Raw genomic sequence first — 26133 nt, 5'->3', positions numbered from 1 at the left:
ATGAGCGCCGCCCCCGATCCCACCGAAATCGCCGCCCCCAGCGACCCGGCCCTCTACGCCAGGAAGCCCCTGCTCGGCCCCATGTTCTGGGTGATGATCGGGCTGTGCGTGATCTGCGTCGGAGCCGGCGCGGCCATCGCCCATTACGGCCCGACCTGGTTTTCCAAGCGCGGCGCGGCCCCGGAAGCGCCCGCCGCCCCCGCGCCCGTCGCCGGCGGCTTCGCTGCGGCGTCCTCGTCGGCGCCCGTCGTCGCGACCCCGCCTGAGGCGCCCTCCCCCTCGCCCGAGATCGGCCGGCTGGAGGGTCGCATCGCCCTGCTCGAATCGGGCCAGCAGCGCACCCTCGACGCCGCCGCCGGCGCCCTGGCCGCCGCCAGCCTGGCCGAGGCCGCGCAGGGCAGCGAGCCCTTCGCCGACGCCGTGGCGAGCCTGGAGCGGGTGCTGCCGATGTCGTCGGAGGTCCGCGCCCTCGAACGCCTGGCTAGGGCCGGCGCGCCGACCGTGGCGGGCCTGGCCGCCAGCTTCGACGACCTGGCCGGCAGCGTCTCGGTCGCCGCCCACGATCCCGGCCCCGACGCCGGCGCCCTCGCCCGCCTGGGCCACGCCCTTTCCCGCGTCGTCACCATCCGCCAGGTCGGCTCGACGACCGGCAGCGGTCCCGACGCCCTGCTGGCCCGCGCCCAGGCCAGGCTCGACGCCGGCGACGTCGGCGGCGCCCTGCGCCTGCTCGACGCCCTGCCGGCCAGCGCCCGCCCCGCCCTCGCCGCCTGGCGGGCCGAAGCCGAGCGCCGGGCCGAGATCGGCCGCCTGGTCGCCTCGGTCCGCCAGCAGGCCCTGGCCGGCCTCGTCCAGGTGCAGCGCAGCCAGGCCGACGCCCGTCTCGCCGGGGGCGCTCAATGATCCGCGCCCTCTTCGCCCTGGTCGTCATCGCCGTCGTCGCCGTGGTCGTGGTCTCGCTGACCGGCGAACCGGGCGCGGCCAGCCTAGAGTGGCTGGGCTGGCGGGTCGAGATGACGGCCGCCGCCGCCGCCCTGCTGACCCTGCTGCTGGCCCTGGTCGCCGCCGCCCTGTGGCGCGGCCTGCTGTGGATCATCGAGGCCCCCGCGCGCGCCGCGCGCGCGCGCGCCGAGGCCCGCCGCAAGCAGGCGACCGAGGCCCTGTCGCGCGGCTTCCTCGCCGTAGCGGCCGGCGACGGCTCCGAGGCCCGCCGCCTGGCCCAGAAGGCCGCCGACCTCAATGACGACGCCCCGGCCCTGGTCCGCGTGCTGGCCGCCCAGGCGGCCGAAGCCGCGGGCGACAATGTCGCCGCCCGCCAGGCCTGGAACGCCATGCTGGGCTTTCCCGAGATGCGGCTGGCCGGCCTGCGCGGCCTGATGCAGCTGGCCTTGGCCGAAGGCGACCGCCAACTGGCCCTGCGCCACGCCGAGACCGCCTATGGCCTGGCCCGTTCGGCCCTGTGGGCCTGGCGCGCCCTGCTGGAGGCCAAGCTCGAAGCCGGCGACTGGGCGGCGGCTCTGCAACTGGTCCAAGGCGGCCAGGAGCGCAAGATCGTCTCGCCGGCCGTCGCCGAGCGGGCCCGCGCCGCGCTCCTTGCCGCTTCCGCGGCGAGTCTCGAAGAGTCCGACGAACCCAAGAGCCTGTCGCAGGCCCTCGACTTCGCCCTGCAGTCGGTGAAGCTGAAGCCCGACTTCGCCCCCGGCGTGGTCATGGCCGCCCGCCTGCTGGCCGCCGACGGCAAGGCCGCCAAGGCCGGAACCCTGATCGAGGCCGCCTGGAAGGGCGCGCCCCACCCGGCCCTGTGGCTGGCCTATCGCGACCTGAAGACCAGCGAGACCCCCAAGGCCCGCGCCGCGCGCCTGGCCGCCCTGGCTCAGCTGAAGCCCGAGGCCCGCGAAAGCCGCATCCTCAAGGTCGAGAGCGCCCTGATCGCCGGCGATCCGGCCGCCGCCAGCGCCGCCGCCCGCCTGCTGCCGGAAGAGCCCGTCCCGACCGCCCGCCTGGCCGGGCTGATGGCCCGGGTGGCTTTCGCCAACGGCGAGCCCGACGAGGCCCGCGCCTGGGTCGCCCGGGGCGTCGCCGCCCCCCAGGAGCCCGACTGGAGCGACCTCGACCCCGAGGGCCAGGCCTTCGCCTACGGCCGCGAGGACTGGGCCCGCCTGGCCGCCAGCTACGCCGAGACCGGCGAACTGGTGCATCCGCGATTCGAGCGCCGCGAGCGCACGATGAGCGACCTGCCCGAGCTGCCCTCGGCCTACGGACAGTCGGCCTACGCCGAATCCACCGCCTTCGTGCACGCGGCCGAGACCGGCGGCGCCCTGATCCCGTTCCTTGACCACCCAGGCCTGGACGACGCCGGCGGGCTCGACGATCCGCCCTCGCCGGACGCCCCAGGACCGGCTCCGGCGCCCCGTCGCAACACGAACGCACGCCGACGCTTGGCAAGCGGCCCGCGCCCCGCTAAATAGGCGCTCCCTCCGCCCGGCGAATCTCGCCAGACGGGCCGTGGGCCGCCTTAGCTCAGCCGGTAGAGCGGCGCATTCGTAATGCGTAGGTCAGGTGTTCGAGTCACCTAGGCGGCACCACTTTCTCCCTTTTCCAGGTTCCAATACCGGCTTCGCCCGGAGCGCTTTGGGCTGCCGTGCGCATTTGCACAAAGCTCGGCGGTTGCGCGGTTCGCGGCCGCGCGCCAAAGTGCAGCCCTGTTCCGGATGCGCGCTGGACGGTCGACGCCGCGCCGCTGGTAGAGGGGGAAGGACCACCATGCAGTTGCTTCAGATGCAGAGCTTCGGCGCTCAGGCCAACACGACCTACGAACTGCTGGTCGCCGGCGGGTCGATGCACCTGACCCTGATCGACATCCAGCCGCTGAAGGCCCACGATCCCAATTCGCAGCGCGCGCCGTTCAGCCTGGTGTTCAAGTCGAACGTGCAGCACGTGCTGCCCCAGGCCGTCTACCGGGTGCGCAACGCCGTGCAGGGCGAGGTGGACATGTTCCTGGTGCCGCTGGGCCGCGACGCCCAGGGCGTGACCTATCAGGCGGTCTATAACTAGGGGCGCTCGCGCCCCTACGGCGCGCGGCGCGCGCGCAGCAGCGCGACGTTCCGCGCGATCAGGCCGACGCCGAAGATCAGGGCGCGAACGCTCGCCAGCAGCAGCACCGTCGCGATGATCGTGTCGAAAGGTTCGGCCAGCAGGTCGCCGACCCGAAACGACGGGACATGCCCGTCGTAGTGGGTGATCGCGCCCCAGGCGAAGAACGCCGGCACGGCGACGCCGATCGACGACATCGCCACGCCGTTCAGCAGTCCGGCGAACACGTGATCCAGGGGCGGACGGTCAGCTTGAGCCATGGCCCGACCCTACACGGATCGGGCGCAGGACCGCAATCGGGGCGCGATCGCCCTCAGTGCTGGCTTTCCGGCAGGCGCACGACCAGGCCGTCGAGGGCGTCGCTGACCTTGATCTGGCAGGACAGGCGGCTGTTGGGCTCGACGTTCTCGGCGAAGTCGAGCATCGACTCCTCCATGGCCGACTTTTCGCCGGTCTTGTCGGCCCAGGCGTCGTCCACATAGACGTGGCAGGTGGCGCAGGCGCAGGCGCCGCCGCAGTCGGCGTCGATGCCCGGCAGGTTGTTCTTCACCGCCGCTTCCATGACCGTCAGGCCCGGCTTGACGTCGAGGACGTGCTCGGTGCCGTCGAATTCGATGTAGGTGATCTTCGCCATGGTTCCCCTGCGTAGCTAGAGGGCGGCTTTCAGGCCGCCACTTCCTTCATGGATATCGCCGGATCCGCCAGCTTTGTCTTAGACACGGGCGTTCGCTTGGCGATCAATTGTTTGCCCGCCATGAACTCCGGCGGGGCGTTGACGGCTTCCACGGCCTGGACGAGGTCGCCCTTGAGGTGGAAGACGGCGAACTTGGCCGCCGCCACGTCGCCGCGCACGATCGTGCTGTCGGCGTCGAACGGCAGGCCGGCGATCTGGAGCTTGAGGTCGTACTGGTCGGACCAGAACCACGGCAGCTCGGGCGGCGGCCCCGACCGACCGACGATGGCGGCGGCGGCCTGCTTGGCCTGCTCCAGGGCGTTGGGCACGCTCTCGAGGCGGAACTGGCGCTCATAGATCGGCAGCGGCCGGTGGGCGACGTCGCCGATGGCGAAGACGCGCGGGTCGCTGGTGCGGGCTTCGAGGTCGACGACGATGCCGCCCGTGCACTCCAGGCCGGCGTCCTGGGCCAGCTCGACGTTCGGATGGGCGCCGACGCCCACCAGGGCCGCGTCGCAGGCCACGACCTCGCCGCCCTTCAGGCGCACCCCGGTCACCCGGCCGCCCTCGCCTTCAAACGCCTCGACATTGGCGTTCAGCTCGAACGTGACGCCACGGGCGCCGTGATAGTCCTGGAAGAAGGTCGACAGGGTCTCGCAGGCCACGCGGGCCAGCACCCGGCTCTCGCGCTCGATGACGGTGGCTGCGGCGCCCAGGGCGCGGGCCGAGGCCGCCGCCTCCAGCCCGACATAGCCGCCGCCGACCACGGCCAGGCGCTTGCCTGGACCGAGGGCCGCCTTCAGCGCCTCGGCGTCGGCCGCCGTGCGCAGGGCCAGGACGCCGGAAAGATCGGCCCCGGGGATCGGCAGCGCGCGGGCGCGGGCGCCGGTGGCGAGGATCAGAAAGTCGTAGGAGATCACCTCGCCCGAGGCGAGGGTCACGGTGCGGGCGCCGCGGTTGAGGCTGGTCGCCACGCCTTGCAGGCGCAGGGCGACATTGGCCTCGGCGTACCATTCCTGGGGTTTCAGCGCGAGGGAGTCGGCGTCGGCCTCGCCCTTCAGCCAGGCCTTGGACAGCGGCGGGCGCTGATAGGGCAGCAGCGGCTCTTCGCCGATCAGCACGATCGGGCCTTCGTGCCCGTACTGACGCAGGAAGGCCGCCGCCGAGCCGCCGGCATGACCCGCGCCGACAATCACCACCTTGGCTTTAGGATCGCTCACGACCGCTTCACTCAACGCGTCTGCCTCCACGACAAAATTGACGACCCCGTCATCTTTTGCAAGCCGAGCCGAGGGTTCATCCGCCTCCAGCCATAGACAGCACCGAGCCCGACGTGAAGAGCGGCGTCCGGAAACTGCGGCAGGCGAACAGGACGGCCGGCATGCGAAAGCCCCGCCGCTGAGCGGCGAGGCTTCCAAACCGTCGAGGATATCGGCGAACGGGCGGTCGTCAGACCACGCGCTCCACCAGCATCTTCTTGATCGAGGCGATGGCCTTGGCCGGGTTCAGACCCTTCGGGCAGACCTGGGCGCAGTTCATGATCGTGTGGCAGCGATAGAGCTTGAACGGGTCCTCGAGGTCGTCGAGGCGGTCGCCGGTCGCTTCATCGCGGCTGTCGATCAGCCAGCGGTAGGCGTGCAGCAGGGCCGCGGGGCCCAGGTACTTCTCGCCGTTCCACCAGTAGCTCGGGCACGAGGTCGAGCAGCAGGCGCAGAGGATGCACTCGTAGAGGCCGTCGAGCTTTTCGCGATCTTCCGGCGACTGGCGCCATTCCTTCTGCGGCTCGGGGGTCGTGGTGTGCAGCCACGGCTCGACCGACGCGTACTGGGCGTAGAACAGCGTCAGGTCGGGGATCAGGTCCTTGACCACCGGCACGTGCGGCAGCGGGCTGATCTGCACGGCCTTGCCGGGCACCTCGCCATGGCCGTGGGTGCAGGCCAGGGTGTTGCGGCCGCCGATGTTCATCGCGCACGAGCCGCAGACACCCTCGCGGCACGACCGGCGGAAGGCCAGGGTCGGGTCGATGGTGTTCTTGATGTAGAGCAGCGCGTCCAGGACCATCGGGCCGCAGGCCTCGACGTCGACGTCGTAGGTGTCCCACCGCGGGTTCATCCCGGTTTCGGGATCGTAGCGGTAGATCTTGAACGAGCGCACGGTCTTGGCGCCGGCCGGGGCCGGCCAGTGCTTGCCGCTCTGAACGCGGGAGTTCTTGGGAAGAGAGAGCTGGACCATCTGCGTTCCCCTAGTAAACCCGTTGCTTCGGCGGGATGTAGTCGATGTCGGTCGACATCGTGTAGTTGTGCACCGGACGGAAATCGATCTTCACCTTGCCGGTCTCGTTGTCGAGCCAGGCCAGGGTGTGCTTCATCCACTCGGTGTCGTTGCGGTCGGAGTAGTCCTCGCGGGCGTGGGCGCCGCGGCTCTCGGTGCGGTTGGCCGCGCCGTTCACCGTCACGACCGCCTGGCCGATGAGGTTGTCGAACTCCAGGGTCTCCATCAGGTCGGTGTTCCACACCAGGCCGCGGTCGGAGACCTTGACGTCGTTCTTCTTGTCCCAGACGGCCTGCAGGCGGGCCACGCCGCTGTCCAGGCTCTCGCCGGTGCGGAACACGGCGGCGTCTTCCTGCATCGCCTTCTGCATTTCGAGGCGCAGTTCGGCGGTCGGGGTCGAGCCGTTGGCGTTGCGGATGCGGTCGAAGCGCGCGACGTGCGCCTCGGTGTGCGAGGCCTTCAGTTCCGGCTGCTTGGCGCCGGGGGTCAGGGTCTCGGCGCAGCGCAGGCCGGCCGCGCGGCCGAACACGACCAGATCGATCAGCGAGTTCGAACCCAGGCGGTTGGCGCCGTGCACCGACACGCAGGCGGCTTCGCCCACGGCCATCAGGCCCGGGATCACCTGGTCGGGGTTGTCGCCGGCCTTGGTGACCACTTCGCCGTGGTAGTTCGTCGGGATGCCGCCCATGTTGTAGTGGACGGTCGGCAGCACCGGGATCGGGGCCTTGGTCACGTCGACGCCGGCGAACACCTTGGCGGTTTCCGAGATGCCCGGCAGGCGCTCGGCCAGGATCTTCGGATCCAGGTGGTCGAGGTGCAGGAAGATGTGGTCCTTGTTGGGGCCCACGCCGCGGCCTTCGCGGATCTCGATGGTCATCGCGCGGCTGACCATGTCGCGGGGCGCCAGGTCCTTAACCGACGGGGCGTAGCGCTCCATGAAGCGCTCGCCTTCCGAGTTGGTCAGGTAGCCGCCTTCGCCGCGGGCGCCTTCGGTGATCAGGCAGCCGGCGCCGTAGATGCCGGTGGGGTGGAACTGCACGAATTCCATGTCCTGCAGCGGCAGGCCGGCGCGCAGCGCCATGGCGTTGCCGTCGCCCGTGCAGGTGTGGGCCGAGGTGGCCGAGAAGTAGGCCCGGCCGTAGCCGCCGGTGGCCAGGATCACGGTCTGGGCCTGGAAGCGGTGCAGGGTGCCGTCGTCGAGCTTCCACGCGGTCACGCCGCGGCAGGCGCCGTCTTCCATGATCAGGTCGAGGGCGAAGTACTCGATGAAGAACTCGGTGTCGTGGGCCAGCGACTGGCCGTACATCGTGTGCAGCATGGCGTGACCGGTGCGGTCGGCCGCCGCGCAGGTGCGCTGGATCGGGCCTTCGCCGAAGTTCTTGGTCATGCCGCCGAAGGCGCGCTGGTAGATCTTGCCCTCGGCCGTGCGCGAGAACGGCACGCCCCAGTGCTCGAGCTCATAGACCGCCGCCGGAGCGTTGCGGGTCAGGTACTCGATGGCGTCCTGGTCGCCCAGCCAGTCCGAACCCTTGACGGTGTCGAACATGTGCCAGCGCCAGTCGTCCTGGCCCATGTTGCCGAGCGAGGCCGAGATGCCGCCCTGGGCCGCCACGGTGTGGCTGCGGGTCGGGAAGACCTTGGTGATACAGGCGGTCTTGAGACCGGCTTGCGCGGCGCCGAGCGCGGCGCGGAGGCCCGAGCCGCCGGCGCCCACGACGACGACGTCGAACTTGTGGTCGATGAACGTGTAGGCCGACATCAAAGGGCTCCGGTGAAGGCGATCTTCAGGATCGAGACGATCCCCACGGCGCCGGCGAGAATGCAGACGAAGAGGTTGCCGATGACCAGCGCCGCCTTGGGGGCGAAGGCTTCGACATAGTCTTCGATGACCAGTTGGATGGCGTTCTTCAGGTGGACCAGCAGGGCCACGAAGAGCAGCGACAGCAGGACGGCGTTCAGCGGGATCGCCACCCAGGCCGCGACGGTGTCGAAGTCGGCGCCGGCCAGGCGGATGCCCGCGAAGGCGCCCCAGATGAACAGCGGCACGAGGGCGAGGCCCGAGATGCGCTCGGAGATGAAGTGGCTCACGCCGTGGTGGGCGGCGCCCAGGCCGCGGGCGCGCGACAGCGGGGTGCGGAAGGGGCTGTTGGAGGTGCTCATGGTCAGATCGCTCCGGTCGCGGCGGCGATGATCCAGGTGACGGCGGCGGCGACGATCGCGAAGGCGATCACGGCCAGGCCGGTCATGTCGGCGGTCTTGGGATTGAAGCCCTTGCCCAGGTCCCAGAAGCTCTGACGGACGATGTAGCCGACGTTGTAGAAGACCGCGACGGTGATGCCGAACAGCAGCAGCTTGCCGAGCAGCGAGCCCAGCAGGCCGGTGTAGCAGGCGTAGTGGTCGGGACCCGAGGCCAGCGACAGGGCCCAGCCCGCCAGCAGAAGGACGCCGACATACAGCGCGAACAGGCTGGCGCGGTGCAGGATCGAGCACGCCATGGTGATGTGCCAGCGCCAGACCTGGAGGTGCGGCGACAGCGGACGCTCTGGGAGCCCCCGGCTGGTCTCGGTCATTTTTACGTCCAACCTGTGGATTTGTGCGTTGCGGGACGCTTTTAAGCGCGAGCGCCGGGGTGTCAACGAAACGGCCATTACTTGAGATACGTTCTCAATTCGCCTGGCGAGTGAATGCAGGAACCGCTCAAGCCAAGCTTGCGTTATGGCTGGCTGCCGATGGGGAGAAACATCCAGGGGATGACCGGGCCGATCGATTTCGAGGCCGTGTTCGACCGGCTTCCGACCCCGTACATGATGCTCGATCGCGACCTGCGGTACGTGGCGGCCAACCAGGCCTATCTCGACGCCCTGGGCCGCCGCTGGGACGACATCGCCGGCCTGCATGTCTTCGAGGCCTTCCCCAGCCAGGGCGAGTCGCGCGCTCGCGTGGAAGACTCGCTGGTCCGCGCCCGCGACAGCGGCAAGGTCGATCACCTGCCGCTGATCCCCTACGCCATCGAGCGGCCGGCGCATCTGGGCGGCGGCTTCGAGGACCGCATCTGGAGCGCCACCCACACGCCGATTCCCGGCCCGGGCGGCCGCACGGCCTACATCGTCCAGCACACCCAGGACGTCACCGCCATCCAGCGGCTGAAGGACGTGGCCTTCGGGCGCGGCGAGATGATCATGCTGCAGGACGACGTGCTGCTGCGGGCCGGCGCCGCCGAGGCCCAGAGCGCGGACCTGCGCCGCCTGTTCATGCAGGCGCCCAGCTTCATGGGCGTGCTGCGCGGCCCCGACCACCGCATCGACCTGGTCAACAACGCCTACAGCCAGCTGATCGGCTGGCGCGACGTGCTCGGCCTGCCGCTGCGCGAGGCCCTGCCCGAGGTGGTGGAACAGGGCTTCATCGCCCTGCTCGATCGGGTCAGCGCTTCTGGTGAGGCGTTCGTCGGCCGCGAGATCAAGGTCGCCCTGCAACGCACCCCGGACGGTCCGCTGGAGGACCGCTTCCTGGATTTCATCTACCAGCCGATCGTCGAGGCCGACGGCGCGGTGTCGGGCGTGCTGGTCGAAGGCTCGGACGTGACGGACAAGGTGCTGGCCGGCGAACAGCAGCGCCTGCTGCTCGACGAGTTGAACCACCGGGTCAAGAACACCCTGGCCACCGTCCAGGCCATCGCCCGCCAGACCCTGCGCGGGGTCGAGAAACCCGAAGCCTTCGTGCGGGCCTTCGAGGCGCGGCTGCTGGCCCTGTCCCAGACCCACAACGCCCTGACCGACAGCCAGTGGGCGGGGGCGGGCCTGCGCCCGATCCTGGCCCAGGAACTGGCGCCCTACGACGCCGGCCGCATCGTCATGGACGGACCGGACGTCAACCTGCCCGCCCGGGTGGCCCTGTCGCTGGGCATGGTGTTCCATGAACTGGCCACCAACGCCGCCAAGTACGGAGCGCTCAGCGTCGAGGCCGGCCAGCTGCATCTGGCCTGGAGCGTCGAGCCGCCGGGCACGCTCCGCTTCGAATGGCGCGAAGCCGGCGGCCCGCCGGCGGCCGCGCCGGCCCGTCGCGGCTTCGGCTCGCGCCTGATCGAACGCAGCATCGGCGCCGAACTGCGCGGCGAGGTGGCGATCGACTACGCCGAGACGGGGCTGACGTGCCGGTTCACGGTGTCGCTGGACCGGGTGTTCTGAGCCCTCTTCGCCGCCGTGGAGACGCCCAGCGGGTCTTAAGCCTTGAACAGGTTGAGGGCGGCCCACTGCAACAGCATGATGGTCTTGCCGTCGCGGATTCGGCCATCGGCGATCATGGCCAGAGCCGCATCGATGGTCGGCTCCAGAACCTCGATGTCCTCGCCCTCGTCGGCATGGCCGCCGCCGTCGCCGATCCGCATCGCCGCGTCATACTCGGCCACGAAGAAATGCAGGATCTCGGTCACCGAGCCCGGGCTCATGAAGGCTTCGAAAATCTTGCGGACGCCGCCGAGACGATAGCCCAGCTCCTCCTCGACCTCGGCGCGGATGCGCGTCTCGGGGTCGGCGTCGTCGAGCAGCCCCGCGGCCGCCTCGATCAGCAGGTCGTCGTAGCCGTTGACGAAGGCCGGATAGCGGAACTGCCTGACCAGCAGCACCGTGCGATTTTCCAGGCTATAGGGCAGCAGCACCGCGCCGTTGCCGCGATCATAGGTCTCGCGGCTCTGGGCCTGCCACGATCCGTCGCGCCGCCGCCAATCGAAACTGGTCGTCTTCAGGACGTACCAGTTGTCCGACAGCAGCCTGGTCTCGCGAACGCGAACCCGATCCTTGACGCTCATGCTCAATCCCGCACCCGCGCCACGTAGTCCGCCGACCGCATCTCCTGCAGGCGCGACACCGTGCGCTCGAACTCGAACGACCCGTCCCCCGCCGGATACAGCGCCTCGGGCTCGCCGGCGGCCAGGGCCACCAGCTTGGCGTCGGCCTCGTAGAGGGCGTCGATCAGGGTGTTGAAGCGCTTGGCCGCGTCGCGCTTTTCCGGAACCAGGAGGGGGATGTCCTCCAGGAAGATGGTGTGGAAGCGCGCGGCCAGGGCCAGGTAGTCCTGCGGCCCCAAGGCTTGCTGGCAAAGACTGGCGAACGAGCTGCGCACCAGGCCGCCGGCGGCGCGCGGCAGGCGCAGCTTGCGGCCCATCACCTCCAGCGTCGCGCCAGTCTCCTCGGCGCCGTCCAGCATGTCGGCCCACAGCGTGTCGAACTCGGCCTCGGTGGCCTTGTCGACCGGCGAGAGCCAGGTGCGGCCGGCCCGCAGGCGGTCGAGGCGGAAATCCACCGGCCCGCGCACGGCCACGACCTCCATCTTCTCCTTCAGCATGGCGATGAAGGGGGTGAAGAGCTGGCGGTTGAGGCCGTCCTTGTAGAGGTCGTCCGGCGGGCGGTTGGAGGTGGCGACCAGGGTCACGCCCTCGGCGAACAGGGCCTCGAACAGCCGGCCAAGGATCATGGCGTCGGCGATGTCGGTGACCTGCAGCTCGTCGAAGCACAGCAGCCGGGCCTGGTCGGCGATCAGCTCGGCCGTCGGCGCGATCGGGTCGTCGCCCTTGTGGCGGCCGAAGCGGGCCTTGCGCTCCGAGGCGTCGCCCTTGCGCCAGGCGTCGATGTGGGCGTGCACCTCGGCCATGAAGACGTGGAAGTGAACGCGGCGCTTGCGGTGCACCGGGGCGCTGCCGAAGAACAGGTCCATGACCATCGACTTGCCGCGCCCGACCGGCCCCCAGATGTAGAGGCCGCGCTGGCTCTTGGGCTTGCGGCCGAAGAACGAGAAGCTGGGCTCGCCGGCCCCGTCGAGATCGGCTTCCAGCCGGGCCAGGGCCTCGATGGCGGCGGCCTGGGCGACGTCGGGACGAAGCTCGCCGGCGGCGAGGCGCTCACGATAGGCGGTGCGGACGGACTGAGGCATTGCGGATGCGGGTTAGCGCGGGAAGCGCTGCGGGGAAACCCCGATCCTTCTCCCCTTGCGGGAGAAGGTGGCGCCGAAGGCGTCGGATGAGGGGTCTCTCAGAAGTCGAACGCCCCACCCAGCCGTTCCGCCGTCGCGGCGGACAGGTTTGAGAGACCCCTCACCCGACCTCGCGCTGCGAGGCCACCCTCTCCCGCAAGGGGAGAGGGACCAAAGAAAAAGCCCCGGCCTTGCGGACCGGGGCTTTTCATTGAAACTCAGCGTCGGCGGATCAGGCCGCCCGGCGCGCCTTCTTGACCTTGGCCATGGCGCGGTCGCGGCGCAGGCGCGACAGGTGGTCGATGAACAGCACGCCTTCCAGGTGATCCATCTCGTGCTGGATGCAGACGGCGAACAGGCCCTCGGCCTCTTCTTCCACCGTCTCGCCCTGGTAGTTCAGGTAGCGCACCTTGATCTTCGCCGGACGCTCGACGGCGTCGTAATATTCCGGCACCGACAGGCAGCCTTCCTCGTAGGCGAACAGCTCTTCCGACGGGTCGAACAGCTCGGGATTGACGAAGAAGCGCGGGGCCGGCTCCTCGCCCTCGCGGGCCAGGTCCATGACGATCACGCGCACGGGCTCGCCGACCTGCACGGCGGCCAGGCCGATGCCGGGCGCGTCGTACATGGTCTCGAGCATGTCATCCATCAGCACGCGCAGGTCGTCGGTGACGGCCTCCACGGGGGTGGAGATCTTCTTCAGGGTCGCCAGATCGGCGGCGTTATCGATGGTGAGGATGCGACGGATGGCCATAACGTCACTCAGGTAGGCGTCCCGTTTCCGAGGGTCAAGGCGGGCGATTGTCCCACCTCGTCCGTCGGTTGGCTATCCGGGGCCGCGATTTCGAGCTTGGTGACTGGACGCACGGCCGTATCGACGGCCGTCAGCTCCTCGATGCCCTTGCCGCCGTGCTCGACCTTCAGCTTCTCGAACTCGCGGGCCTTGGGCAGCACCCGGCTCTCCAGCGAGCCGACGAAGGCGTTGTACTTGTCCACCGCCTGCGACAGCGAGCGGCCCACCCCGGCCACGTGGCCGCCCATGTCGGCGACGCGCTTGTAGAGCTCGCGGCCCAAGGCGGCGACCTCGACGGCGTTCTTGGCCTGCTCCTCGACCCGCCAGCCGTAGGACACGGCCTTGCACAGCGCGAACAGGGTCGAGGGCGTGGCGATGATCACCCGCTTCTCCATCGCCTCGGTCATCAGCTCGGGCGCGCGCTCCAGGGCGGCGGCGAGGATGCCGTCGCCGGGCACGAACATCGCCACGAAGTCGGGCGAGACCTCCAGGGCGTCCCAATAGGCCTTGGCCGACAGCGACTTGATGTGTTCGCGCAAGGATGCGGCATGGCGCAGATAGGCGGCCTCGCGGGCCACGTCGTCGGCCGCGTCCTGGGCTTCCAGATAGGCGTTCAGCGAGCACTTGGCGTCGATGACGAAGGCGGCGTTGCGCGGCATCCGCACCACCACGTCGGGACGCACGCGCCCGCCGTCCAGCGACACCTGCTCGGTGAAGTCGACCCCGTGCTTGAGGCCGGCCATCTCCAACACGTTGCGCAGCATCTGTTCGCCCCAGCGGCCCTGCACGCCCGCGCCCCGGCGCAGGGCGGCCGACAGCTTGCGAGCCTCGGTCTGGGTGGCGGCCGAGGCCTCCATCAGGGCGGCGATCTGGGCTTTCAGGCCGCCGCTCTCCTCGGCCCGCGACTTCTCGACGGCGGTGACCTGGGCCTCGAACTTGGCCAGGGTCTCGGCCACCGGCTTCAGTTGGGCTTCGAGACGAGCGTGGGTCAGCTGGTCGCGGCTCTTGGCGTTCTCGTCGGCCCGCTTGATCAGCTGCTCGGCCACGGCCTGGGCGCTCTTCTCGGCCTGGGCGCGGATCAGCTCGATCTGGGTCTTGGACTGGTCCTCCAGCATGCGGTGGCGGTCCAGCGCCTGCTCCAGCTGGGCGCCCAGCCGCCAGGCCTCCTGCTCGGCGCTGGCGGCCTTGCGCTGCGCCATCAGCGCCCAGACGACCGCCCCTGCCGCGGCGGCCAGGAAGACGAGGGCGAGGATCAGGTAGGGGTCAACGGCGTTCATGCTCCGTTCTTAGCCGGAGTCGAGGGTGGAAGAAAGGCGGGCGCCGCGTCAGGTTCCGGCCGGCGCGCAGGCCCTGTCGGCCAGCCGGACGTCCAGCGTCGCCAGCATCTCGGCGATCTGCGGCTCGGGCGTCGCGTGGACGACGGCCGGCCGCGCCTGTCGAAAGGCGGCGCAGGCCTGCGGGGCGCGGCCCAGGGCCAGCAGGGCCTCGCCCCGCTCCAGCCCGGCCCCGGTCCAATACCAGCTGCTGTCGTCGGTCCCGGCCTTCCTGGCCAGGGCCAGTCCCCGGTCGATCGTCGCCAGGGCGGCGGGCGCGTCGCCCGACAGCCGCAGGGCGCGGGCCAGCAGGACCTCCGATGAGCCGTCGCTCGCCCGCCCCTGCGCCTTGGCGTGGGCTTTCCAGAGGGCGTCCGAGGCCCGCAGGAAGCCGACCGCCTCCCGCGGCGCGTCCACCTTCAGCAGGTCGCGGCCGAAACCGCCGAAGGCCTCGGCCACCGGCGCGGCGGTCAGGTCGCCGCCCCAGCGGCCGGTGGCGATCTGGTCCAGAACGGTGGCGTTGGGCAGCAGGAAGCGCTCGCCGTCCACCAGGCTCGCGGCCTTGCGGGCCGTGGCGATCACGCCCGCCTGGTCGCCGGCGGCGGCCTGGGCGTGCGAGCGCGCCACGTAGAGGCGCATCAGGCCGGCCTTGCGCTCCTGCCTGGAAAAGTCGTCGGGCGCCTGGGCGAGCCGCGCCTCGACCAGGGCGACCGCCTCGCCGAACCGATCGGCGGCGGACCGTGCGTCGCCGGACAGCTCCAGCAGGTCGCCTTCGGCGCGCAGGGCCGAGACGAGCCCGAACTGGTCCCTGTCGGCCTCACCGCCGCCGGCGTCGAGGATCGACCGCCACAGGCGCACATTGGCCTGCGCGTAGACCAGGCTCGGCTTGCGATCGGGCGAGCCGCTCATCAAGTGAAGCAGCTGGGACGTGATCTCGGCCAGGGCGCGCGGATCGCTCTCGCCGGCGCTCCGCCGCGAACGCCAGGCGGCCAGGGCTCCGGCCTCGTCGCCCTGGCGCAGGCGCGCGGCCGCCAGGGCGGCCCAGGCGTCGTCCGAAGGCTCGACCCGCACCCGCCCCTCGGCCAGCCGCAGCGCCTCGACCGCGCGGCCGGACGACTGCAGCACGCCTTGCAGGAACATCCAGTCGCTGCTGCGCGGTCCCGAGCCGACGCAGTTGGCCCGCGCCGCCGCGACCACCGCCTCGGGCCTGAAAGGATAGGGCGCGGGATCGCGCAGGAAGTGCCCCCATCGCGCGGCGTAGCGAACGCCGGCCGGCTCCGACAGCGGCGCAGCCAGTACTGCGGCGGTCTCCTCGCACAGAGCCTGGGCCGCCGCCGGATCCGGGGCGGCGGGCTGGGCGGCGGCGAGCGCGAGGGCGGCGAGAAGCGACATCATGGCGAGAAAATTATCGCCGGCGCCATCAAAGGTCGAGCCCACACGGCGCGACAGACAGCTCGGGCGCATCAAGGTCGGCTACGAGAACTCCCTGTAGCCACGAGCATCCAGGATCGCCCGGATCCTTTCGTCTTCCCTCACCCGGCCCGAATAGAGCGCCAGCAGGTCCATGGCGGGCGGCCAGTCGCGGCAGGCGAGCTCGTTCAGGTCCAACCCGGTTCCGTAGACCCGCAGATGCCGCAGGCTCGGGATCTCGGACACCCCGGTCAGGGTCGCGAGCGTCTTGCAGTTCAGCACGAAGACCTCCTCCAGCGGCGGGCCGGCCAGGTCGATCGCGGCAAGACGGATCTGGTCCTCGACGTGAAGACGGCGCAGGCGGGGAAAGCGCGTCAGGCTCCCCAGGTCGGCCAGCCCGCGCATGCGGATGATCTCCAGCGTCTCCAACCCCTCGTGCCGGATCTCGTCGATGGCGTCACGACCGCCGAGGACCAGCCGCAGCGATCGCAGATTCGCCACGTCCGACACGAAGCCCAGGTCCTGCTTCTTGGGAATGCTGTTGAGGTCGAGCGCGCGAAGCTGCTGCTGCCCCGCCACCGCCTCGATGCCGCGCGTATGGCCGACGATCTGGAGGTCCGTCAGGGCCTGCGCCCTGGCCAGGGGCGACAGGTCGAAGTCGCGTCGAATATTTTCACCCACGGACAGGTGGGTCAGCCGCTCCAGCGGCAGCAGGTCCAGGAAATCAGGCCGGTCGAAATCCTCCACCCCGAACCCGAAGCGGGTCAGGCGCGGCAGGTCGGCGACGCGCTCGACGTTGTCGATCCGCCTCAGGCAGTCCAGCGTCAGCCATCGCACGTCCGGCAGGAGAGCCAGGAGGTCGGCGTCGAACACGCTGTCGAAGTGAGTATAGAACCGCACCTCCAGCGCCTCGCCGAAAGTCCGGCAAAGTTCGTTCACCCGTTCCAGCATGTCGGCTGATGGGGGCGTGGAGAACTGGACGATGGGTTCGCGCCCCACCGCCAGGATGCGCCGGATGTCCTCGGCCTCGATCGCCGCTGGGTTGCTGATGCGGGGCTCCACCGTCATGGGTGGAGCCTTGCAGACGCGCGTCCGGCGAACAAGCCGAAGCTTGGCCGCGCTCCATGAAAGCGGCGCGCTCCGACGAGCGTCAGTCGGCCACTCGCCACGGTTCAAGCGGAACCACGGTGGCGCAGGCCGGGCCGCCGTCCTTGGCCTTGCCGGGCAGCAGGACCTCGAGCACCACGCCTTCCAGAGCCCGCGCCAGCAGGTCGGCCGGGATGGTGTGGATGTCGATCTTGGCGCGCCGGCTCCAGGGCGAGGCGTGATCGCCGGCCGAGGTTCCGATGGCGATGTAGACGAACCGCCGGCTGGGGCCTTCGCTGCGGACGAACTCGCCCAGGAACCGCGGGCCAGGCGCGACGCGCACGGAGACGTCGAAGGCCAGCGGCGCGTCACCGGCGACTGCCGGCCCCAAGGGATGGTTCTTCTTGTCCTGCAGGCTGTAGGCCACGCCCGGGATCGGGTCCTGGATGCGCAGCCTCAGCGTGATCGGCTGACCGGTCATGGCGTTTCTCCCAGGGCGAAGTCGTAGACGACCCCGCGCCCGGGCGAAACGCCTCTACTTCGCGTAGCGCGCCGCCACCGGCTCGTAGCGATCCCAGACCTGGCGGTCGGCCAGCGAGCGCAGCAGCTTCAGGTACTCGGCGTGCGACCAGGCCAGCGGTGTGGCCGAGTCCGTACCCTCGCCCTTCACATAGGGGTGGCGGGCGTCGGCGCCGACGCCGTCCCAGACCTGTTCGGGGATCAGCAAACCGTCGTTGGCGAAGAGTTCGATGGCTTTCACGTAGCGGGCGCGGATGGCGTCGATCTGGCCCTTGCCGACCTTGCCCTTCTCGGCCGCCAGGGCGAGTTCGTAGTGGCCGCGCTCACCGGTGAAGATGGGCCACACCCGGCCGCGCTGGCCGGGGCTCATTTCGCCGCCCTCGCCGTAGTTGCCGCCGGTCTTGGCGTCCTCGCCATAACCGTCGACATCGTAGCGCCGCCAGCCGGGGAACTCGCCCTTCACCCCCGGGAAGCTGAAGTCGTAGCGCACGCGATAGAGGTCTTCCCGCGCCGTGTCGTCCAGCTCCGGCAGGCTGCCGGCGATGTGGCTGTCGTCGGCCCGGCGCACGCCGTAGCGGACCAGCTCCAGGAACCCACCATCCACGACCTCGTCCTCGGGCGGGGCGATCTGGCCGTTGGCGGCGCCAATCGGGGCCTTGTCGTTGGGATCCTCGTTCTTGTTCAGGCGCATGAAATACGACCCGTCGCCGAACTTGCCGCTGGTGGTGAACATCCGCGCCTCGACCTTGGCCGAATAGGCGTCGGCCGTGGCCCGATAGCGGTCGCCCGAAGCCTTGTCGCCCGCCAGGTCGGCGATGTCGCCGGCGGTGACGAGGCCTGCGATCACCGCGGCCGTGGTCGAGGGCGAGTGGCCGTCCTGCTCCTCCCAGCGCTCCTGCTGGGTGAAGGGCGGGACGATGGTCTCGTGGTTCCAGCCGATGTTCACCTTGCCGCCATCCACGAGGAAGTCGGCGGCCGGCTTGATCATGTGGGCGTAGTAGGCCTTGAGATCGGCTTCCGACAGCCAGCCCAGCTTCCACAGCTTCCAGCCCAGCATGATCGGCATGGCCGTCTGGTCGAGCTGGACGCCGACCCATTCGGGCGTGCCATCGACCTCGGTCTTCTGCAGGAACCAGCCGCCCGCGCCCTTGTTGCCCGGGGTCTTCGGCCCGACCTGCACGGTGGGCAGGTAATGGAAGGCCGCCAGCGGGGTTTCCTTGTCGCCCAGGGCCGCCAGCGCCATGGCGCACTGGTAGAAGTCGCGCGGCCAGACGGCCTTGTAGCCGGTCGAGGGCCGGGCGGCGTCCACCGTGTCGCCCCACGGGTTGGACAGCGAGGCGATCAGGGCGCCGGCGTGGGTGCGGTCCTCCTGCACCTTCAGCATCAGGGCGCTGGCATAGGCCAGCTTGCCGCCATCCGCCGACTGGGCGGCCACGCGCGGCAGTTCCGAGAGCGAGGCGATGTAGTCGGCCCAGCCGACCCGCTCGCCCTCGCCGTTGTAGCGGGCCAGCACCTCGGCATAGCCGGTCTTCAGGCTGGCCATGGCCGTCTGGCTGGAGGCGCCCGGATCGACGCCGAAGCCGATGGCGAAGTCGTAGGTCGCCTCGCCGGCCGCCAGGATCGGCAACTGGGCGGCCAGGACGATCGCGCCCTTGGCTTCGGAGGCGTCCTCCAGCACGCCGCCGTCGAGGATCTTCAGGGCGTCATTGCCCTCCAGCCTGGCGGCGGCGGCCTTGGCGAAGGGGCGGTCGCCGCGCAGGGTCAGATAGACCTTGCCCTCGCCGGCCGTCAGGCCTTGCGCGCCGGCCGAGCCGACGTCGTTCCCGCCGGTGTTGGCCATGTGCGGCTCCAGCACCAGGAACGGCGTCACCGGACCTTTGAGCGCCTTGACCGTCACCCGCAGGAACAGGGCGTTGCGGTCGGGATCGGTGAAGATCCGCTTCTCGATGACGAAGCGGCCGGCCTTGTCGGTGGTGGTGATCTTGTAGGCCGGCGACAGCGGTCGGCCCTTTTTATCCGTATACAGATATTCAGTCTTGGCGGTCGTGTCGCGACCCTCGACCGCCAGGCCGTCGGCGGTCTTCACGGCGATCCGCATCTGCTTGATCTGGGCCTCGTGGATCAGGCCGTACATGGTTTCGGTCAGCACGCCGTCGGCGACCGAGAACCAGACCTTCGACACCGCGCCGGTGCGGCCGCCGTCCTTGTAGGCGCCGTCGACATAGGCCTCGTACGAGGCGCCGACGGCGGTCTTGGCCGAATAGGCCCAGGTGGTCGCCGGCTCAGCGGCGCAGGCGGTCGTGGCGACGGCGGCGGTCAGGGCCGAGGCGGCCAGGATCAGGGTCTTGAGGGTACGCATGGGGGGCCTCACGAAGCAGACTTGGCCAGCCGCTTGGGCTCGCCCGGGTCGTTGACGGCGAAGACGGCGACGGCGGCGATCAGGAACGAGACCGCGCCCAGCACGAGCGCATAGATCGCCTGGCCGCCGAAGAAGGTCTTGAGCAGCAGGCCCAGCACGGTGGCGGCCAGCAGCTGCGGGATGACGATGAAGAAATTGAAGATGCCCATATAGACGCCCATCTTCCGCGCCGGCACCGAGCCCGACAGGATCGAATAGGGGGCCGACAGGATCGAGCTCCAGGCGAAGCCGACCCCGACCATGCCGACGATCAGCAGCTTCGGGTCACGGATGACCAGGAACGACAGCAGGCCAAGGCCGCCCAGAACGAGGCAAAAGGCGTGGGCGACGCGGCGGCTGGTCGTGCGGGCGATCACCGGGATCAGCAGGGCCGCCAGGGCCGCCACGCCGTTATAGACCCCGAACAGCACCCCCACCCAGTCGGCGCCGGCGTTGTAGGCGGCCGAAGCCGTGTCGGTCGCGCCGTAGTGGAAGGCCGCGACGCCGGGCGTGGTGTAGATCCACATGGCGAACAGGCCGAACCACGAAAAGAACTGCACGACGGCCAGCTGCTTCATGGTGGAGGGCATGGCGAAGAGGTCCTCGACCACTTCGGAGAAGCCGTTGCGGGTGCGCCCGCCCGCCTTCAGCTGGCCGGCGACCAGTTGCGCCACGCCGAAGCCGGCGATCAGGGCGGCCAGGACGTAGAGTTCCTTCTCCAGCCGGGCGGCGTAGACGCCCACCGCGACCGCCAGGCCAGCGATCGTCCAGGCCACGCCGCCGGTCAGGTAGGCGGCGACGCCGCGGCCGGCGGCCTCGACTTCCGCCGACACCGCCTCGCCCTTGGCGGCGGCTTCGGCGGCCTCGAAGGCGGCCATCTGCTCGGGGGAATATTCGCGTGTGGAAAACACCGTCCACAGCACCGAAGCCAGCAGCACCGCGCCGCCGGCGTAGAAGGCGATGCGCACCGAGTCCGGGATCTGGCCGGCCGGGGCGGTGTTGGCGACGTCCAGCCAGTTGGTCAGGATCCACGGCAGGCACGAGGCCAGCACGGCGCCGATCCCGATGAAGAAGCTCTGCATGGCGTAGCCGGTCGAGCGCTGCTCGTCGGGCAGGTTGTCGCCGACGAAGGCCCGGAACGGCTCCATGGTGATGTTGATCGAGGCGTCCATGATCCACAGCGCCGAGGCCGCGATCCACAGGGATGGCGAGTTGGGCATCAGGATCAGGGCGGCCGTGGTCAGGATCGCGCCCCAGAAGAAGTAGGGCCGGCGGCGGCCGAGCTTCCCCCAGGTCTTGTCGCTGAGGTAGCCGATGATCGGCTGCACCAGCAGGCCCGTGGCGGGGGCTGCGATCCACAGGATGGCCAGGTGGTCGATCTCGACGCCGAGGGTCTGGAAAATGCGGCTGGTGTTGGCGTTCTGCAGGCCAAAGCCGATCTGGATCCCGAAGAACCCGAAGCACATGTTCCAGATCTGGAAGAGGCTCAGCCTGGCCTTGGTCATCGCTTCCCCGCCGTGACGCCGCCGGTTTTCCCGGCCGTTTGCGCAAGTTTTTGCAGTGCGCTTTGCGGCGGGCATTTGCGCATGGGGTGCACAGGGATGCAATGAGGAAGTGGGATTATCGCTGCCTTTCTAGGACATATCGCCCAGAAACGATTGCTGTTGGCGTAACACGACCTGGCGCTCAGGTGTCCGAAGTCACGCGCGAAAGGCAATAATTCTCATAAATTTGCACTCCCAACTCCCGTCATTCCCGCCACAAGGGCGGGAATGACGGGCGGAAAAGAAGTCCCCTTGCATCTCGCCCAATCACGTAACATATATAATTACATGAAACGAAACAGCCGCCTCTCCGTCGCCCTGCACGTGCTGCTGCACATGGCCGAACAGCCCGACAAGGCCCTGACGTCCGAGGTCCTGGCCGGCTGGGCCGCGACCAATCCGGTGGTCATCCGCCGCACCTTCGCCGGCCTGCGCGAGGCCGGCATCGTCGGCTCGACCAAGGGCCACGGCGGCGGCTGGACCCTGCTGAAACCGCTGGACGCCGTCAGCCTGGCCGACATTCAGGCCGCCCTGGACGAGCCGGTGCTGGCGCTGGGCAAGGCCGAGGAAAGCCCCGGCTGCGTCGTCGAGCAGGCGGTCAACGCCGCCCTGGACGACGCCGTGTCCGAGGCTCGCCGGTTGCTGGACGAGCGCCTGTCGAACATCACCCTGGCGGACCTGGCCGCCGAGATCGGCCCGCGCCGCGTCGTGCTGCGGGCGGCCGGCTGCAAGGATCCCCACCATGAGTCATGACGTCATCGTCGTCGGCGGCAGCTTCGCCGGCCTGTCCGCCGCCATGCAGCTGGCCCGCGCCCGCCGCGACGTGCTGGTGGTCGACGCCGGCCTGCCCCGCAACCGCTTCGCCGACGCCTCGCACGGCTTCCTCGGCCAGGACGGCAAGGCGCCGTTCGACATCCTGCGCGAGGCCCGCCGCCAGCTGTCGGCCTATCCCACCGTGTCGTTCGTCGAGGGCGAGGCGCGCGACGCCGGCGCCGAAGACGAGGCTTTCACCGTGGCCCTGAGCGACGGCCGCACCGTGCGCGGCAAACGCCTGGTGCTGGCCACCGGCGTCGCCGACCAGCTGCCCGACATCCCCGGCCTCAAGCCCCGTTGGGGCGCCAGCGTGCTGCACTGCCCCTACTGCCACGGCTACGAGGCGCGCGACCAAAGGCTAGGCGTGCTGGCCAGCAGCGCCATGGACGCCCACAAGGCCCAGATGCTGCCCGACTGGGGGCCGACCACCCTGTTCAGCCAGGGCCTGCCGATCGACGACGACACCCGGGCGAAGCTGGCCGCGCGCGGCGTGGCGATCGAGGAGGTTCCGGTGGTCGAACTGCTGGGCGAGGAGCCGGCGCTGTCCGGCGCCCGCCTGGCCGACGGCCGGATCGTCGCCATCGAGGCCATCTTCGCCTCGCCGACCGTGCGCATGGCCAGCCCGCTGGCGCAGCGCCTGGGCTGCGCCTTCGAGGACGGCCCGCTGGGTCCGCTGATCGCCGTCGACGACTGGAAGGCCACCAGCGTGCCGGGCGTCTTCGCCGCCGGCGACGCGGCGAGGGCCAACCACAACGCCACCCTGGCTTCCGCCGACGGGGTGCTGGCGGGGGTGGGCGCGCACCGGTCGCTGGTGTTCGGGTAAGCTCATCCTCCCCCGTAAAACCCCCGCGAAAGCGGGGGCCCAGGTGTTTTATCGTCGAGCGCAGAGGACTTCAGAAAAAGCCTGGGTCCCCGCTTTCGCGGGGATTTTACGGGAGGAGGGAAACGCTTAGCGCTTCCCCAACGCCACGAACCGGATCGCCTGGCCGCCGCCGGGAGCCAAGCGCAGGGTCAGCACGTCGGCCGCCGTGACGTCGCGGGTCTCGATGACGATGTCCTGCGGGGCGGTCTTCCAGTCGGCCGCCTCACCGTCGCGATAGATCTCGGCGCGGTACTTGCGGCCCGGATCGAGGAACGACAGCGGCGCGGAAAGCACCCGGCCCTGCTCGTCGCTGACCGCGCCCAGGTACCAGTCGTCGCTCTTGCGGTCCTTGCGGGCGATGGTGACGAAGTCGCCGATCTCGCCGTTGACCACCTTGGTGTCGGCCCAGTCGACCGGCACGTCCTCGATGAACTTGAACGGCTTGGGATTGGCCTCGTAGTTCTCGAGCAGGTCGGCGGCCATCTGGATCGGGCTGTAGATGACGACGTACAGCGCCAGCTGCTTGGCCCAGGTGGTGGCCACGCCGTCGGGGGCCTTGGTCTTCATGCCGAAGATGCCGGGCGTGTAGTCCATCGGCCCGGCCAGCAGGCGGGTGAAGACCAGGTTGGCCTCGTGCTCGGGCGGATTGCCCGGCTGGCCCCAGGCGCTGAACTCCATGCCCCGCGCGCCCTCGCGGCTGATCCAGTTGGGATAGGTGCGGCGCAGGCCGGTGTCCTTGATCGGCTCGTGCGAGTTGATGGCGATCTGGCGCTTGGCGGCGGCTTCCAGCACCCGCACGTGGTGCTCGGCCAGGGCCTGGCTTTCGTGCCAGGCGAAGTGGACCTTGCCGTCCGGACCCAGCACCTGGGCGCCGCCAGCGTCGGCCACGTAACCGGTCTTGACCGCCGGCACGCCCACCGACTTGTAGAGGTCGAAGGCGCCGTCCATCTGGCGCTCGTAGACGACGGTGTTGCCGGCCGTCTCGTGGTGGCCGATCAGAACGACGCCCTTCTTGCGGGCGTAGTCGGTGAGCTTCGCAAGATCGAAGTCTGGATAGGACTCGGTGAAGCTGAACTCCGAGCCGTCGGCGAACCAGGCGCCGTCCCAGCCCTTGTTCCAGCCCTCGACCAGCACCCCGCCCAGGCCGTGCCTGGCGGCGAAATCGATGTGGCGCATGACGTTCTCGTTGGTCGCGCCGTGCTTGGGACCCGAACCCCAGGTCTTGTGGTCGAGATGCATCTCCCACCAGACGCCGACATATTTCATCGGCTTGATCCACGAGACGTCGCCCAGCTTGTTGGGGTCGTTGAGATTGAGGATCAGGCTGGAGGTGACCAGGCCGCCGGCGCTGTCGGCGATCTGCAGGGTGCGCCAGGGGGTTGGGAACGGCAGGGTCCGCTCGACCTTGGCCTCGCTGACCCCCGGCGTCAGGCTGGCCTTGAACCGGCGGTCCTGGGCGCGGGCCAGGTTCATGCCGGCGTAGTCGACCAGCGCCGCCTCGTGAATCGAGACGTGCAGGCCGTCCCGGGTCCGCAGCGTCATCGGCGTCTGGGCGACCGACACCTCCTCGAGCGGGGTCCTGTTGTAGAGATATTCCTCGCGGTTCCACTCATAGGCCGGGATCCACCAGGCGGTGGCCTCGTCCACGAGGCTGAACTCGGTCAGCTCCTCGCCGATGCGGGCGGTCTTGAGATTGGCCTGCTCGGGAAACTCGTAGCGGAAGCCCAGGCCGTCGTCATAGAGCCGGAACACCACATCGAGCCGGCGGTGCAGCGGGGTCTTCTCGACCAGGGTCACGCGCAGTTCGTTGAAGCGATTGCGCACGGTCTTGCGCTCGCCCCAGGGCAGGTCCCAGGTCTCGTCGACGCTGCGGGTCTGCTGGTCCGTGACCTCGAAATTGCGCTGCAGCTTGGGGGCGTCGACCAGGATGAAACCCAGCTTCGACGGGGCGATCACCGGCCGGCCCAGGCGGCTGACCGAGTAGGTCGGCTGGCCGTCGTTGTCGGTGGTCACCGACACGCTCAGCACCTTGTCGGGCGAGGTCGCGGTCGCCGTGACCGCCGCCAAGGCGGGTGAGGCGGCCAGGGCCAGGAGGGCCGTGGCGAGGAGGCGCAGGATCATGCTCGGACTCCGAAAATCGCCCGTCCGCCGCACTTGCTAAATGCGACAGGCGATGCGTTAAGAAGGTCAGTGAAAACTTTTGCGGCAAAATTTGCGGCCGCGAAAACGCACGGGGACGGGGAACGGTGAGCAAGGGGGCGACGCGTCTGGAAGACCTGGCCAGGATGGCCGGCGTCTCGATCTCCACCGCCTCGCGGGCGCTGAACGACAGCCCCGCCGTCAACCAGCGCACCAAGCAGCTGATCTGGAAGCTGGCGCGCGAGATGGACTATCCGTTCCGCCGCTACATGCCCGCCGGCCCGATCGGCGCCGAGGGCACGATCGCCATCGTCGTGCCGCGTCCGCAGCACCGCGAGGGACGCCTTTCGGATCCCTTCTTCCTCGAACTGTTCGCCGGCGTCGGCGAGGCGGCCCGCGAGCGCGGCTGCGATATCCTGGTCAGCCACGTGGCCCCGGGCAGCTTCGAGGACCTGTCGGCGGCCATGACCACCAGCCGCGCCGACGGGGTGATCTTCCTGGGCCAGTCCTGGCTGCACACCGCCTTCAACCGCCTGGCCGAGACCGAGGCCCGCTTCGTGGTCTGGGGCGCGCAGCTGCCCGACCAGGCCTACTGCTCGGTGGGTTCGGACAATCCCCTCGGCGCCAAGCGCGCGACGCTGCATCTGGCGCGCCTCGGCCGCAAGCGCATCGTCTTCCTGGGCGACACCGAGGCGCCGGAAGCCATGCAGCGCCACCGCGGCTATCTCGACGCGGTCGAGCAGTTCGGCCTGGGCGTCGATCCCGACCTGATCGTGCCGGCCCACTTCGAGGTCGAGTCGGCCGAGGCCAGCATCGACAGCCTGATCCAGCGCGGCGTGAAGTTCGACGGCGTCGTGGCCGCCTCCGACCTGATCGCGCTCGGCGCCATCCGCGCCCTGCAGCATGCCGGCCTGTCGGTGCCCGGCGACGTCTCGGTGATCGGCTACGACGACGTGCCCTTCGCCCGCTACTCGCGCCCAGCCCTGTCGACGATCTCGCAGGACACGGCCAAGGCGGGGCGGCTGATGGTCTCGAAGCTGCTGGACGCCAGCGGGCAGGGCGCGAGCCGGTCCGAGCGCGTGCCGACGGATTTGATCATCCGCGAGAGCTGCGGGGGGTAGCCGCTCCTGCTGCCCACCCTTCCCCTCACCTTTCAGCCCGTCATTCCCGCCCTTGTGGCGGGAACCCCTGGTTCCGCTAGCGTGGGAAACGCAAGCGGACCGCTGGCGGTCCGCCTCACTCGCACCTGCGGCTGACA

At 69.9% G+C, this 26133-nt stretch carries 24 protein-coding genes and 1 tRNA gene; 8 read left to right on the top strand and 17 right to left on the bottom strand.

All coding sequences use genetic code 11. The annotated features are described in order from the left end of the window. The 4 genes from AC07NG_RS09920 (at position 1) to AC07NG_RS09905 (ending at position 3051) form a co-directional block, all read left to right on the top strand. Positions 1 to 900, top strand: a complete 900-nt coding sequence (locus AC07NG_RS09920; protein WP_494593678.1) for a COG4223 family protein — start codon at positions 1 to 3, stop codon at positions 898 to 900. Next, positions 897 to 2465: a heme biosynthesis HemY N-terminal domain-containing protein gene (locus AC07NG_RS09915; RefSeq protein WP_494593676.1), complete on the top strand. Its 1569-nt coding sequence runs from the start codon at positions 897 to 899 to the stop codon at positions 2463 to 2465. The genes AC07NG_RS09920 and AC07NG_RS09915 overlap by 4 nt, the downstream gene beginning before the upstream one ends. A gap of 41 nt (positions 2466 to 2506) precedes the next feature. Further along, positions 2507 to 2582: transfer RNA gene (locus AC07NG_RS09910), tRNA-Thr, on the top strand. Positions 2583 to 2760: 178 nt separating this feature from the next. After that, positions 2761 to 3051, top strand: a complete 291-nt coding sequence (locus AC07NG_RS09905) for a DUF6916 family protein (protein WP_110119591.1) — start codon at positions 2761 to 2763, stop codon at positions 3049 to 3051. A 14-nt stretch (positions 3052 to 3065) separates the two neighbouring features. On the opposite strand, the gene AC07NG_RS09900 is transcribed toward AC07NG_RS09905, so the two are convergent. From AC07NG_RS09900 to sdhC, 7 genes are all read right to left on the bottom strand, one after another. Beyond that, complete coding sequence (locus tag AC07NG_RS09900; RefSeq protein ID WP_494593674.1) at positions 3066 to 3350, bottom strand: hypothetical protein; 285 nt, start codon at positions 3348 to 3350, stop codon at positions 3066 to 3068. Between the two features lie 53 nt (positions 3351 to 3403). Further along, on the bottom strand, positions 3404 to 3724 hold the full coding sequence (locus AC07NG_RS09895; RefSeq protein ID WP_492856734.1) for a 2Fe-2S iron-sulfur cluster-binding protein: 321 nt from the start codon (positions 3722 to 3724) through the stop codon (positions 3404 to 3406). A gap of 29 nt (positions 3725 to 3753) precedes the next feature. After that, positions 3754 to 4983, bottom strand: a complete 1230-nt coding sequence (locus tag AC07NG_RS09890) for an NAD(P)/FAD-dependent oxidoreductase (protein WP_494593672.1) — start codon at positions 4981 to 4983, stop codon at positions 3754 to 3756. Positions 4984 to 5212: 229 nt separating this feature from the next. Further along, positions 5213 to 5995, bottom strand: a complete 783-nt coding sequence (locus tag AC07NG_RS09885) for a succinate dehydrogenase iron-sulfur subunit (protein WP_110119588.1) — start codon at positions 5993 to 5995, stop codon at positions 5213 to 5215. 10 nt (positions 5996 to 6005) lie between these two features. Continuing rightward, entirely contained in the window at positions 6006 to 7793 is a 1788-nt protein-coding gene (gene sdhA / locus AC07NG_RS09880; RefSeq protein ID WP_487291951.1) for a succinate dehydrogenase flavoprotein subunit, read from the bottom strand. After that, positions 7793 to 8194, bottom strand: coding sequence for a succinate dehydrogenase, hydrophobic membrane anchor protein (gene sdhD / locus AC07NG_RS09875; RefSeq protein ID WP_110119586.1), 402 nt, complete (start codon positions 8192 to 8194; stop codon positions 7793 to 7795). Before sdhD ends, sdhA begins: the two co-directional genes overlap by 1 nt. A gap of 2 nt (positions 8195 to 8196) precedes the next feature. Then, complete coding sequence (gene sdhC, locus AC07NG_RS09870) at positions 8197 to 8604, bottom strand: succinate dehydrogenase, cytochrome b556 subunit (protein WP_494593669.1); 408 nt, start codon at positions 8602 to 8604, stop codon at positions 8197 to 8199. 180 nt (positions 8605 to 8784) lie between these two features. On the opposite strand from sdhC, the gene AC07NG_RS09865 reads away from it, so the two are divergent. Beyond that, positions 8785 to 10218 carry a sensor histidine kinase gene (locus AC07NG_RS09865; RefSeq protein WP_494593667.1) on the top strand — a complete coding sequence of 478 codons (1434 nt, stop codon included), beginning with the start codon at positions 8785 to 8787 and terminating at the stop codon, positions 10216 to 10218. 35 nt (positions 10219 to 10253) lie between these two features. On the opposite strand, the gene AC07NG_RS09860 is transcribed toward AC07NG_RS09865, so the two are convergent. The 9 genes from AC07NG_RS09860 to AC07NG_RS09820 form a co-directional block, all read right to left on the bottom strand. Continuing rightward, the gene (locus AC07NG_RS09860; protein WP_492856730.1) at positions 10254 to 10838 is read right to left on the bottom strand and encodes a GDP-mannose pyrophosphatase; all 585 of its coding nucleotides are present in this window, start codon (positions 10836 to 10838) and stop codon (positions 10254 to 10256) included. A gap of 2 nt (positions 10839 to 10840) precedes the next feature. Beyond that, positions 10841 to 11959 (bottom strand): cell division protein ZapE, encoded by a 1119-nt coding sequence (zapE, locus tag AC07NG_RS09855; protein WP_494593664.1) that lies wholly within the window; start codon positions 11957 to 11959, stop codon positions 10841 to 10843. Positions 11960 to 12230: 271 nt separating this feature from the next. Then, positions 12231 to 12752 carry a peptide deformylase gene (gene def, locus AC07NG_RS09850; protein ID WP_494593662.1) on the bottom strand — a complete coding sequence of 174 codons (522 nt, stop codon included), beginning with the start codon at positions 12750 to 12752 and terminating at the stop codon, positions 12231 to 12233. Positions 12753 to 12760: 8 nt separating this feature from the next. Continuing rightward, complete coding sequence (locus AC07NG_RS09845; RefSeq protein WP_492856727.1) at positions 12761 to 14068, bottom strand: DNA recombination protein RmuC; 1308 nt, start codon at positions 14066 to 14068, stop codon at positions 12761 to 12763. A 48-nt stretch (positions 14069 to 14116) separates the two neighbouring features. Then, positions 14117 to 15496 carry a hypothetical protein gene (locus AC07NG_RS09840; protein ID WP_494593660.1) on the bottom strand — a complete coding sequence of 460 codons (1380 nt, stop codon included), beginning with the start codon at positions 15494 to 15496 and terminating at the stop codon, positions 14117 to 14119. Positions 15497 to 15577: 81 nt separating this feature from the next. Next, positions 15578 to 16582 carry a leucine-rich repeat domain-containing protein gene (locus tag AC07NG_RS09835; protein ID WP_494593658.1) on the bottom strand — a complete coding sequence of 335 codons (1005 nt, stop codon included), beginning with the start codon at positions 16580 to 16582 and terminating at the stop codon, positions 15578 to 15580. Positions 16583 to 16664: 82 nt separating this feature from the next. Further along, entirely contained in the window at positions 16665 to 17081 is a 417-nt protein-coding gene (locus AC07NG_RS09830; protein WP_494593656.1) for a DUF5990 family protein, read from the bottom strand. 54 nt (positions 17082 to 17135) lie between these two features. Beyond that, a complete protein-coding gene (locus AC07NG_RS09825) occupies positions 17136 to 19478 on the bottom strand; it encodes a glucan 1,4-alpha-glucosidase (RefSeq protein WP_494593654.1) in 2343 nt (780 codons plus the stop codon). A gap of 8 nt (positions 19479 to 19486) precedes the next feature. Beyond that, positions 19487 to 21022 carry an MFS transporter gene (locus tag AC07NG_RS09820; protein ID WP_494593652.1) on the bottom strand — a complete coding sequence of 512 codons (1536 nt, stop codon included), beginning with the start codon at positions 21020 to 21022 and terminating at the stop codon, positions 19487 to 19489. Positions 21023 to 21349: 327 nt separating this feature from the next. Between AC07NG_RS09820 and AC07NG_RS09815 the strand changes: the two genes are divergently transcribed. Together AC07NG_RS09815 and AC07NG_RS09810 are read left to right on the top strand one after the other, a co-directional pair. Further along, positions 21350 to 21814: an RrF2 family transcriptional regulator gene (locus tag AC07NG_RS09815; RefSeq protein WP_494593650.1), complete on the top strand. Its 465-nt coding sequence runs from the start codon at positions 21350 to 21352 to the stop codon at positions 21812 to 21814. Continuing rightward, entirely contained in the window at positions 21804 to 22697 is an 894-nt protein-coding gene (locus AC07NG_RS09810; RefSeq protein ID WP_494593648.1) for an NAD(P)/FAD-dependent oxidoreductase, read from the top strand. Before AC07NG_RS09815 ends, AC07NG_RS09810 begins: the two co-directional genes overlap by 11 nt. A 126-nt stretch (positions 22698 to 22823) precedes the next feature. Here AC07NG_RS09810 and AC07NG_RS09805 read toward each other — a convergent pair whose 3' ends face one another. Next, a complete protein-coding gene (locus AC07NG_RS09805; RefSeq protein WP_494593646.1) occupies positions 22824 to 24857 on the bottom strand; it encodes a glycoside hydrolase family 97 protein in 2034 nt (677 codons plus the stop codon). Between the two features lie 89 nt (positions 24858 to 24946). Between AC07NG_RS09805 and AC07NG_RS09800 the strand changes: the two genes are divergently transcribed. Next, positions 24947 to 25996, top strand: coding sequence for a LacI family DNA-binding transcriptional regulator (locus AC07NG_RS09800; RefSeq protein ID WP_494593935.1), 1050 nt, complete (start codon positions 24947 to 24949; stop codon positions 25994 to 25996). Positions 25997 to 26133 lie beyond the last annotated feature (137 nt).

The sequence above is a fragment of the Caulobacter sp. GW821-FHT10C03 genome, from assembly GCF_059415485.1.
The sequence above is the reverse complement of the archived record's forward strand: the minus strand, read 5'-3'. Positions and strand labels throughout refer to the sequence as shown.